Genomic DNA, 11,086 nt, shown 5'->3' with positions numbered 1-11,086 from the left:
CTCAGAATCTTAGAATCTCAGCATCTTAAAAAAGAAAAACCGTCTCATTCAAAAAGAAAAAGACGGCGTCTACAATTAATATATAACCTTGATACTACAAAATATAGTCGGTATTAATGAAGTTTGATTCTTTGCTGTTTAGCAGTTCCTGCAAAATTTCATTGTTATAAGCGATATCTTTTGAAGCGACAAACGTACGAATTGAGAAAGAGCGCAAAGCATCTGGAATACTTAATGTACCAACTGCAGAATCTTTACGGCCTGTAAATGGAAAAGCATCCGGGCCTCTTTGACAAGAACTGTTTAAGTTTACACGACACACTAAGTTTACCAAAGCATCAATAAGCGGCGCAAGGGTTTTAATATCTTTTCCGAACAAACTTACCTGCTGCCCATAATTTGATTCGGCCATATCTTCTAACGGCTGCTGAATATCTTTAAAAGAAATAATTGGAACCACCGGCCCAAACTGTTCTTCGTGATACACACGCATTTTGCTGTTTACAGGATACAAAACTGCCGGGAAAATAAAATTATCAGTATGTCTTCCTCCTTTTTCATTCAGGATTTTAGCACCTTTATGAACAGCATCGTCAATTAATCCCTGAATATAATGCGGCTTATCTGTTTCAGGAAGCGGTGTTAGTGCAACTCCTTTTTCCCACGGATTTCCAAATTGTAATGCATCTACTTTTTCAGAAAATCTTTTATTGAATTCTTCTGCAATTGATTCATGAACATATAAAACTTTTAAAGCCGTACAACGCTGTCCGTTGAAAGACAAAGTTCCTGTAATACATTCCTGAATTGCCAAATCTAAATCGGCATCTGGAAGAATAATAGCAGGGTTTTTAGCTTCAAGACCTAAAATTAAACGAAGTCTGTTTTTATTTGGATGCTGATCCTGCAAAGCAATGGCTGATTTACTGTTTCCAATTAATGCCAAAACATCAATTTTTCCAGATTTCATAATTGGAGAAGCGACTTCGCGTCCTCTGCCATAAACGATATTGATAACACCTTTAGGGAAACTGGTTCTAAAAGCTTCTAACAATGGCGAGATACATAATACACCATTTTTAGCAGGTTTAAAAATCACTGTATTTCCCATAATTAAAGCCGGAATCAACAATGAAAAAGTTTCGTTTAAAGGATAATTATAAGGACCAAGACATAAAACCACTCCCAAAGGTCCGCGGCGGATCATGGCATTTACACCCTGCACTTTTTCAAAATGTGCGCTGCGTCCGTTTAATTCTTTGTAGCTGGCAATAGTATCGTAAATATATTCAACCGTTCTGTCAAATTCTTTTTGAGAATCACCTAATGATTTTCCAATTTCCCACATTAAATACTTCACTACTTCTTCGCGGGTTTCTTTCATTTGTTTAACGAAATTCTCCATGCATTTAATACGGTCGGCTACTTTCATAGTCGGCCATAATCCCTTACCCTTATTGTAGGCAGCATTTGCAGCTTCAACAACTTCGGCAGCTTCTGTTTCTGCCATAAACGGAATAGATCCTAATAATGTCGGCGTATATTTTTCTGTAGAAGAAATAGTCGAAAACACAGGTGTGGTTTGTCCTGTCCATTGTTTTAATTCTCCATTTACAAGGTAAGTATCTTGGTTTATAAGGCTTTTAATCTCAAATTCTTCTGGTATTAAACTCATAATCTGGTAATTTTTATTTGGTTATTAATCGCATTTTAATGAAAAAAGAGGCTTTTTTTCGCCTCTTTTTTCATTTTATGGTTGTACGGTTTCGCCTTCCCAGTCTAGGATTCCGCCTAGCAGATTGTAGGCATTTTCAATACCTAACTCATTCATAATCTGACATGCTTTAGCGCTTCTGGCTCCAGAACGACAATACACGTAGTAATTTTTATTTTTATCTAATTCTTCAATTTCATAAATAAAACCCTGACCTTTATTGATATCAATGTTTAAAGCATTTTCAATATAGCCGTCATTAAATTCGTCTTCAGTTCTTACGTCCAGTATAACTGCATTCTCGTCAGCAGCAAGCTGATTAACCCAATCTTCTTGTGATAAATTCATAATAAATGTGTTTTTGTAAAATTACGACGTTTCTATTAATTAAAAACGTACCAAATGCGATTTCGATTATTATTCTCAGAAAACGTTTTAGAGAAAGTATTATAATCAGTGAAACACAAATTTACTTACTATTTTTAAAAATACACTCTATAAAATCGATAGAAAATAGGATTTTTTCATTTGCACAAAATACCCTTAAATATGGTTTTCTGATAATTTATGACAGCTGAATCTATTATCTTTGTAAAAAATTATAATTTTTAATCTCTTTTTGATAAAAATATTTGTCGCGAATTACACGAGTTTTCGCGAAGTATTTTTTGGAAATTTGTAAAATCTGTGTCAAAAAAATAAATTTCAACACATAGAAACATAGATTAAATTTTTAAGTAAAGTTCAAAATAGATAATATATTATCAACACATAGCTATGTGCATTTATGAAAGTGAAATGCCTTTATTGAGTTTCAAAATCCTATGTCTCTATGTGTTTAAAAATACAATAAATGCAAAATTCATTAAAAACCATCTTTCCTAATTTCTCCGGCGAACTTATCGCTACGATAGAAGAAAATGGAAGCCTTCAGGATTTTAAGGCCGGAACTATTTTAATGCGTACCGGACAATACATCAAAAACACCGTTTTAATAACCAAAGGTAAAATCAAAATTTACCGGGAAGGCGAAGACGGCGGCGAGTTTTTAATGTATTATCTACAGCCCGGACAAGCCTGCGCCATCTCTATGATCTGTACTGCAAAAAGTGAAAAAAGCCAAATCATGGCAAAAGTGGTCGAAGATGTTTCGGTTATGATGATTCCGCTGCAAATGATGGATAAATGGATGATGGAACACAAATCGTGGTATGAATTTGTAATTGAAACTTACCGAAGCCGTTTTGAAGAAGTTCTGGAAGTTGTCGATAATATTGCTTTTCGTTCTATGGACGAACGTTTAGAATTTTATTTAAAAAGACATTCTGATGCCTGCGGCTGTTCTGAAGTCAAACTTTCGCATCAGGAAATCGCCACCGAATTAAATACTTCAAGAGAAGTGATTTCCAGATTATTAAAAAAAATGGAACAGCGCGGTTTGGTCAAACTAAACCGAAACCAGATTGAATTATTAAAGTAATATTGCCCACAGATTTTACGGATGAAACGGGTTTTCACTGATGTTTTGTCACATTGAGCGAAGTCGAAATGCTTTGCGGGTTCTCGACTTCGCTCGAACTGACAAACTTTATCTTCAATTTTAAACACATAGAAACATAGATTTTTTTTTCTTAGTAAAAGGTTGAAATAAATAATACATTATTTACACATAGCTATGTGTGTTGATGCAAGTGAAACGCCTTTTTTTGAGTTAGTAAAGCTATGTCTCTATGTGTTAAAATTTATCTGCTCAATGCAACAAATAATCTGTGTCAACCCGTTTCATCCGTAAAACCCGTGGGCAAAAAATATCCATATGTGATAAATGTTACTGTAGATTCATAATTAACGAAGCAACTTTGCATAAAAATAAATGCAATGGAATATTTAGGATATTTTGCTTCAATCATTATTGGGATTTCACTAGGCTTAATTGGCGGCGGCGGATCAATCCTGACAATTCCTATTCTTGTATATTTATTTAGAGTAAATCCAGACCAGGCCACTTCTTATTCCTTATTTATTGTTGGATTAACCGCTTTATTTGGAAGTTACAGCCATTATAAAATGGGAAATCTTAAGATAAAATCAGCTCTTTATTTTGCGATTCCTTCTGTGATTTCAATTTTAATAATTCGTGAAGTCATATTTCCTCAAATCGCTGCGACACTTTTTTCTGTGGCATCTTATACCGTTTCAAAAGATTTTCTGATTATGATAGTCTTTTCGGTTTTGATGATAACGGCGGCAATTTCTATGATTCGAAAAAACCTTCCGGAAATAAAAAGCACCGAAACCAATTATGTTCAATTAGGTATCATTGGCTTTTTAGTGGGGATTGTAACCGGGTTTCTTGGCGCCGGCGGTGGATTTTTAATAATTCCTGCACTTTTATTTTTTGCAAAATTACCAATGAAACAAGCTGTGGGAACTTCGTTATTAATCATTACGATCAATTCTTCAATAGGTTTTGGAGGTGATTTATACATTGGAACTCCAATTAATTATTCTTTTTTATTAGGTGTTTCGGGAATGGCCCTTTTCGGAATGTTAATTGGAAGCCAGCTTTCTAAAAAAATTGACGGAACTAGATTAAAACCGCTCTTTGGGTGGTTTGTTCTCGTAATGGGATTTTATATAATTGCTAAAGAGGTTTTGTTTTAGAGATTATTTTCTCTCGCAGATTTGGCAGATATTTTTTAATTTAATTTTGCTTGTAGATAATCTTTGTCAAAGTTTAAAACCAAGACTGTAAGGAACTCTGATAAAACAATAATTTTTTTATTTTGCAGATATATTTTAACCGATTTAAGAAATGCAGAACAGAACAGAAGTCAAAGAAATCTTAGATTATATTTCAGAGGATCATCTGGATTTTTTTGCTAAAGAAACGATGGTTGATTGGAATGTAAAAAAATTAAAAGGATATAAGATTCCCAAAATTTCATTTTGTAATGAATTGCAAAATGAAATTATAAAACAAGTAGTAATACATTGCGGAGGGGATCCTGATAAATTACAAACATTTAATACATGAAAGAAAGTTCCTTACAGTCTTGGTTTGAAACTTTAACAAAGATGAAACTATTTAAGCTATTTTCTTCTCGACCATTTTAGCAATTGGTTTTCGATAAAATAAATACCTCAAAACCAAAGTATAAAAAGTAAAAATAGAAGTCGTTAAAGTTCCAACAACAAATAAAAATTCGGTTTGCGATAAAATAAAGAATTTATACGATGCACCTGCTCCGTGCAGTAAAATAACAAGAGCAATAAAAATAGCCCATCTTGACGAAAAAACAAAAGCTTTTCTGGCATTTTCCTGTCTTAACTTTCGTTCCAAACTTTCATTTGCCTGTTCGATTTCAAATCTTTTAAGTTCTATATATTCCGAATGGCTTTTAGGATCATAAGGCCTCATTAAATGATCTTCTTTTTCTGCCTCTTTTGTTACATCTTTTGGAACATTAATAATATCGTTTCCTAAAGCACTTTCCGGTAATTTTTCTGCTAAAGTTTTTTCCATTAACTATTTAGTTTTTCCTGATAATATTCTTTAATTAAATCATTTCCAATTACAACATCATGCGTTCCATCCCAGGTTTGTGACCACGGACTCCCCTCTTCATGTGTTAGTGCAGAAAGCTGCAATCCGGATAAACCTTTGTAATTATCCCAGATTTTTTTCAGGAACTCTTTATCTTCCTCTTTTAATGGCGTTTTCGCAGATATATTCAACAAAAAAGGATCAACAGGATCTTTCCCAAACATTCGTATTGCATAATACAAATCTGGAATAACCGCACCATATTTCCAGGCCTGAATTTCGTTTTCAAAAAGCGGTTTTCCAGTAATTCCCAAATGCCATCCATCCGAAATATAAGTCAGCTTTAGCAATTTCATCGGGTCAAGTCCCTGACCTTCTTCTTTTGCTAATTCTATGAAATACTTTGCTATATCAAAACAATTATACATTTTCTAAAATTTTAATTATTTCTCTTCTAACAAAACTAATAAAAAGCAGATCAAATACAATATCTGTAAAAATTATATTAAAGAAATTTAATGTGAAGTCTTTGTGTGTTGCCTATCCCGATAGCCATCAGGAAGCTATCCGCTATATTCACGATTAACAAAAACTACAACTAAAAGCCTTTTATAAATTGCCTCCAGCTTTAGCTGGAGGTAAATAAGTCTATATAACTAAAAGGCTTTAGCCAAACTTTACAATTTGGGCTAAAGCCTTTTGAATACCAATAAAAAAACCTCCAGTTAAAACTGGAGGCAATTGATTTTATATCAAAATAAAAATTCGTGAATTGCTTCGTCCGTTATCGCTCGGGTCGTGACAAAAAATAAAAACCATCAATGTTCTCCATACCCAATATCATCCATTTTACCGCTAAAAACTCGATACTGAATAATAAAATAAATTATCACAAGAAATAAAGCCACAAAAAACCAGCTCATTCCGGCATTTAATCCATATTCTCCGGCGGCAGTATTATAAATTGTTAACGACGGATTTACTTTATTAGTCGAAGGCAGAACATTCGGAAAAATAGAAACGGCTGTCGAAGCAAATCCCCCCACTAAAAAGAAAGTCGAAAACATAAATCCGTAACCGTCTTTTTGAAACGAACGGACTTTAAACAATCCCAGAATTCCAACGAAAGTCAAAAGCGGGAAAAACCAAAGAATAGGATTTTCGACAAAATTATGAAACGGTTTTGGCTCTATAAAATGCCAAACCTGCAATGAAATACAAACTAAAACCAACAGAACAATATTCAATGCAAAAACAACCTTTTTAAGCTTCGGGTTTAAAGATGAATTTGTTTTATAAATAATCCAGTTGGCGCCATGAATCGTTAAAGCGACAGTGCTTACAATTCCAAGAAAAAGCGTAAACCAGTCAATAATTCCCAATTCATTTGCCTGCGGACTAAAAGTTGGATTCCACAAAGGCAGAAAGAAATAATGTGCTTCTTGCGTTGAAACACCATTTTGCACCATTCCGAGATTTACGCCTCGAACAATATTTCCCAAAGCAATCCCGAAGAACAGTGCCAAAAGTAAACTTGCAATTCCGAAAGCTTTATCCCAAATGGTTTCCCACATTGGGTTATGAATCTGTCCGCGCATTTCCAATCCGATAGCTCGGAAAATCAAAAGCCATAAAATCATAATCAAAGGCAGATAAAAGCCACTGAAAGAAGAAGCATATAAAGTAGGGAAAGCAAAAAATAAAACCCCTCCGGCTGCAATAAGCCAGACTTCATTGGCATCCCAAAACGGACCTATTGCACTTGTAATTGCTTTTTTATCTTTTTCTGTATCGGCAAAAAATAAATGAATAATTCCTGCCCCAAAATCATAACCGTCTAAAACCAGATAAACAGCCAGGATTCCCATTAAAACTACGTACCAAAAAAATTCCATACTTATATTTTTTCTGTTGAAAGTTCCACATTATGAGGCCCTTTATTGATAATTTTTCCAATCAAAAGTAAAAACAACATTCCCAGTAAAAGGTATAAACCAATAAAGCCAAGTAATGTAAACAGTGTATTTCCTGATGAAACCGTTGGCGAAGCACCGGCAGCAGTTCGCATTAAATTGTAAACCAGCCAGGGCTGTCTTCCTAATTCAGCCGTGTACCAGCCTGTTGTATTGGCAATGTACGGAAATGGCATCATAAACATAAGTGACCATAAAATCCATTTAGTTTGAAATAATTTTCCCCGGATTAATTGAAAGAGAGAAATAACCATTAACCCAATAAATACAGTTCCAAGTCCTACCATAATATGATATGCATAATACAATCCTGAAATATTTGTTGGGTGAAGATCTTCTTCAAATTGATCTAAGCCTTTAATTTCCTGTTCCCAGTTTCCGTAAGTCAGGAAACTTAAAATATTAGGAACGGCAATTTTATTATCGAGTTTTTTATCTTTAACATCGGGCTGACCAATTAATACAATTTCGGAGCCCTTTTTCTCGGTATGAAAAATTCCTTCCATTGCAGCAAAAGTCACCGGCTGATGTTTCACAACATTTTTTGCCAGTAAATCTCCCGTTGGAACAGCTACTATAACACTAGAAATCAATCCGAAGACAACTCCTGTTTTAAGGAACAATTTCCCGAAAGAAACATTCTTTTGGCTTAAAATATAGAAAGCCCCAATTCCGGCAACAACAAACGAGCTTGTCACCAAAGAAGCGGCCTGATTGTGGAGATAAGAAGGCCATAGCCACGGATTTAAGAATAAAGCCTGAAAATTATTCAATACAAATTTTCCGTTTTCAAGGATTTCATAACCAACCGGGTTCTGCATCCACGAATGTGTCGCAATAATTAAAAATCCGCTGGCCCAGGAACCAATACAAATTAATAATCCGGTTACAAAATGCCATTTATGGCCAAGGAGTTTTTCTCCAAATAAAAATAAACCTAAAAAAGAAGATTCGAGAAAGAAAGAAAACATTCCTTCCATTGCGAGCGTCTGGCCAATAATTCCTCCGGTTAATTCAGAGAATTTTGCCCAGTTCGTCCCAAATTGAAATTCCATGGGAATTCCCGTTACAACGCCCATCGCAAAATTCAGAGCGAAGATTTTCATCCAGAAATGGGTGGCGTGATTGTATTGTTCGTCTTTAGTTTTTAAGTATTTCCATTTGAAATAAACAATAATGAGCGAAAGACCCATTGTAAGCTGTGGAAAAAGATAATGAAAAGTAATGGTGAAGGCAAATTGCATTCGGTCATAAAAGAGCATTTCTTCCATAAGTGGTATTTATTTATGAAGTTCAACAAATTTAACCATTACAACCCGAATTAATACCTTTTAAAAGAAGTTTATCACCTAATATTTGTTAAACTTTTCAACAATTTAAAAGTAGAAATCACATTTATATTTTATGATAAAGTATGTCATTTCGACGAAGGAGAAATCGCACTAGAAACTCCGCAAAGAAAATCGCCAATCTTTATCTATCAGCGCGTACGATTTCTCCTTCGTCGCAATAACAAGATTTCGTATAGATTTGCATAAAACATAACCCGTGGTTTCAACCACGGAAACACAATGTATAATCCTGATACGTTTCCCGCAGTTGAAACCGCAGGCTATATTTGATTATTTTTTTAAAATTCCTTTTTCTACACTTTCATTTATCAAACCTTCGGCGTAATTCCATAACGATGTTGAACCATTTTTTATAATGCTCTTTTTCTCGTAAACCTTATTATAATTCACTCCAAACTCTTTCCAGGTCCCGCCGTTGTTAGAAATATTCTGCAGTAAAGGCTCTAATCTGTCCATAGATTTTGCGAATTTTGCTTCGTTGGTTTCACCAGCTTCAAACTCTTCCCAAATAGAAATCAATTCTTCAGCTTGTTTTTTCGGAAGTAAACCAAAAATTCGATTCGCGGCCAATCGCTCTTCATCTGTATTATCATGACTTTTTACAGTATCATAAATAAAAACATCTCCGGCATCAATTTCTACAATGTCATGTATCAAAACCATTTTTACGACTTTCAGAACATCAATTGGTTCATTAGAGTGTTCTGCCAAAACAATTGCCATTAAAGCCAAATGCCAGCTGTGTTCTGCATCATTTTCATTTCGGTCACTATTAAACAGCTTCGTTTTACGCTGAATATATTTTACTTTATCAATTTCTTTTATAAAGGTAATTTGATCTAATAAGTCTGCTGTATTCATCTTTATAATTGTTTTTTTTCTTTTAAAATGATATTCGTCATGTACAAAATTATAAGTTAAAACTTAATTGCTCGGGTTTAAACCAAATTATATAATGCACATGACAAAATCCATATTTTTTTTACACGAAAATCCAATTTCTGTAACATTAGTCACCTATTTTAATAAAAAACAAAGTTACCTTTGTATTCCATCATTTTTACAACACGTATTATGAAAATAGAACAAATTTATACCGGATGTCTCGCACAAGGTGCATACTATATAACTTCTAACGGAGAAGCAGCGATTATTGATCCGTTAAGAGAAATTCAGCCTTATTTAGATCGTTTAAAACGCGATCAGGTAAAGTTAAAATATATTTTTGAAACACATTTTCACGCTGATTTTGTTTCGGGACACATCGATTTAAGTAAAGAAACTGAAGCTCCAATTGTTTACGGGCCAAATGCAGCCTGTGAGTTTGACTGTATTTCTGCAAAAGACGGACAGGAGTTCAAACTTGGAAATGTGACGATAAAAGTACTGCATACTCCAGGTCACACTATGGAAAGTACAACCTATTTATTGATTGACGAAAACGGAAAAGATCATGCTGTTTTTTCTGGAGATACTTTATTTATTGGTGATGTTGGCCGTCCTGATTTGGCACAAAAAGCTGCGGGAATGACTCAGGATCAATTGGCCGGAATTTTATTTCATTCACTTAGAGATAAAATTATGACTCTTGCCGATGATGTAATCGTTTATCCTGCACACGGTGCCGGAAGCGCCTGCGGAAAAAACATGAGCAAAGAAACAGTTTCAACAATTGGAAATCAAAAAGCTACGAATTATGCTTTGCGTGCGAATATGACGGAAGCTGAATTTATCAAAGAAGTGACCGACGGATTATTGCCTCCTCCAGCTTATTTCAGCATGAACGTGGCCATGAACAAACAAGGTTATGAAAGTTTTGAAACAGTTTTACATAACGGAATGAAAGCTATTGAGGCAAAAGATTTTGAGGCAGTTGCCGAAGAAACTGGAGCTTTGGTTTTAGATACACGAAAAAGCAGTGATTTTGCTAAAGGATTTATTCCGCAGTCTATTAATATAGGGATCAATGGTGATTTTGCGCCGTGGGTTGGAACTTTAGTGGGCGATGTAAGACAGCCTATTATATTAGTAACCGAACTTGGTCTTGAAGAAGAAACCGTTACGCGTTTAAGCCGTGTTGGTTTTGATTTTATAATCGGGCATTTAGAAGGCGGTTTTGAAGCTTGGGAAAAAGCTGGTTTTGAAATTGATAGTGTTAACCGAATTTCGGCAGAACAATTTGCCGGTAAATTTAATATCAAAGAAGATAAAGTTATTGATGTTCGTAAAGAAACGGAATATGAAGCAGAACATATCGAAGATGCTTACAGTAAACCTCTTGCTTATATCAATGACTGGGTAAAAGACATTAACCCTAACGAGCATTTTTATTTACATTGCGCAGGTGGTTACCGCAGTATGATTGCGGCTTCGATTTTGCAGGCACGAGGCTTTAGAAACTTTAGCGAAATTGACGGCGGTTTTGGAGCCATCGCAAAAACTGAAATCCCAAAATCAGATTTTATCTGCCAAAGCAAGGTTCTAAAATAGATTTTTGCCA

11 protein-coding genes are annotated in these 11,086 nt (G+C 34.6%); 4 read left to right on the top strand and 7 right to left on the bottom strand.

Features of this window, described 5'->3' with window-relative positions:
• Positions 1-94: 94 nt before the first annotated feature.
• Both LUU93_RS05485 and LUU93_RS05480 read right to left on the bottom strand, forming a co-directional pair.
• Positions 95-1,675: an NADP-dependent glyceraldehyde-3-phosphate dehydrogenase gene (locus LUU93_RS05485; protein WP_232679139.1), complete on the bottom strand. Its 1,581-nt coding sequence runs from the start codon at positions 1,673-1,675 to the stop codon at positions 95-97.
• Between the two features lie 75 nt (positions 1,676-1,750).
• Entirely contained in the window at positions 1,751-2,062 is a 312-nt protein-coding gene (locus LUU93_RS05480) for a rhodanese-like domain-containing protein (RefSeq protein ID WP_071634709.1), read from the bottom strand.
• 505 nt (positions 2,063-2,567) lie between these two features.
• On the opposite strand from LUU93_RS05480, the gene LUU93_RS05475 reads away from it, so the two are divergent.
• The 3 genes from LUU93_RS05475 (at position 2,568) to LUU93_RS05465 (ending at position 4,751) form a co-directional block, all read left to right on the top strand.
• Positions 2,568-3,194, top strand: a complete 627-nt coding sequence (locus LUU93_RS05475) for a Crp/Fnr family transcriptional regulator (RefSeq protein WP_232679137.1) — start codon at positions 2,568-2,570, stop codon at positions 3,192-3,194.
• A gap of 398 nt (positions 3,195-3,592) precedes the next feature.
• On the top strand, positions 3,593-4,378 hold the full coding sequence (locus LUU93_RS05470) for a sulfite exporter TauE/SafE family protein (RefSeq protein ID WP_232679133.1): 786 nt from the start codon (positions 3,593-3,595) through the stop codon (positions 4,376-4,378).
• Between the two features lie 151 nt (positions 4,379-4,529).
• The gene (locus LUU93_RS05465) at positions 4,530-4,751 is read left to right on the top strand and encodes a hypothetical protein (protein WP_232679130.1); all 222 of its coding nucleotides are present in this window, start codon (positions 4,530-4,532) and stop codon (positions 4,749-4,751) included.
• 51 nt (positions 4,752-4,802) lie between these two features.
• Here the strand turns inward: LUU93_RS05465 and LUU93_RS05460 are convergent, their stop codons facing one another.
• From LUU93_RS05460 to LUU93_RS05440, 5 genes are all read right to left on the bottom strand, one after another.
• On the bottom strand, positions 4,803-5,240 hold the full coding sequence (locus LUU93_RS05460; RefSeq protein ID WP_232679126.1) for a hypothetical protein: 438 nt from the start codon (positions 5,238-5,240) through the stop codon (positions 4,803-4,805).
• On the bottom strand, positions 5,240-5,689 hold the full coding sequence (locus LUU93_RS05455) for a Panacea domain-containing protein (protein WP_232679124.1): 450 nt from the start codon (positions 5,687-5,689) through the stop codon (positions 5,240-5,242). Before LUU93_RS05455 ends, LUU93_RS05460 begins: the two co-directional genes overlap by 1 nt.
• A gap of 390 nt (positions 5,690-6,079) precedes the next feature.
• Positions 6,080-7,156, bottom strand: coding sequence for a cytochrome d ubiquinol oxidase subunit II (cydB, locus tag LUU93_RS05450; protein WP_232679122.1), 1,077 nt, complete (start codon positions 7,154-7,156; stop codon positions 6,080-6,082).
• A 2-nt stretch (positions 7,157-7,158) separates the two neighbouring features.
• Positions 7,159-8,505, bottom strand: coding sequence for a cytochrome ubiquinol oxidase subunit I (locus LUU93_RS05445; protein ID WP_232679120.1), 1,347 nt, complete (start codon positions 8,503-8,505; stop codon positions 7,159-7,161).
• Between the two features lie 351 nt (positions 8,506-8,856).
• Complete coding sequence (locus tag LUU93_RS05440) at positions 8,857-9,447, bottom strand: HD domain-containing protein (protein ID WP_232679118.1); 591 nt, start codon at positions 9,445-9,447, stop codon at positions 8,857-8,859.
• 213 nt (positions 9,448-9,660) lie between these two features.
• Here LUU93_RS05440 and LUU93_RS05435 point away from each other — a divergent pair, with 213 nt between their 5' ends.
• A complete protein-coding gene (locus LUU93_RS05435) occupies positions 9,661-11,076 on the top strand; it encodes an MBL fold metallo-hydrolase (RefSeq protein WP_232679116.1) in 1,416 nt (471 codons plus the stop codon).
• Positions 11,077-11,086: the final 10 nt, after the last annotated feature.

Origin of the sequence: Flavobacterium soyae, assembly GCF_021245985.1 — a bacterium.
GTDB classification, from domain to species: domain Bacteria; phylum Bacteroidota; class Bacteroidia; order Flavobacteriales; family Flavobacteriaceae; genus Flavobacterium; species Flavobacterium soyae.
Note: the sequence above shows the minus strand (reverse complement) of the source record. Positions and strands in the feature narration are given on the sequence as shown.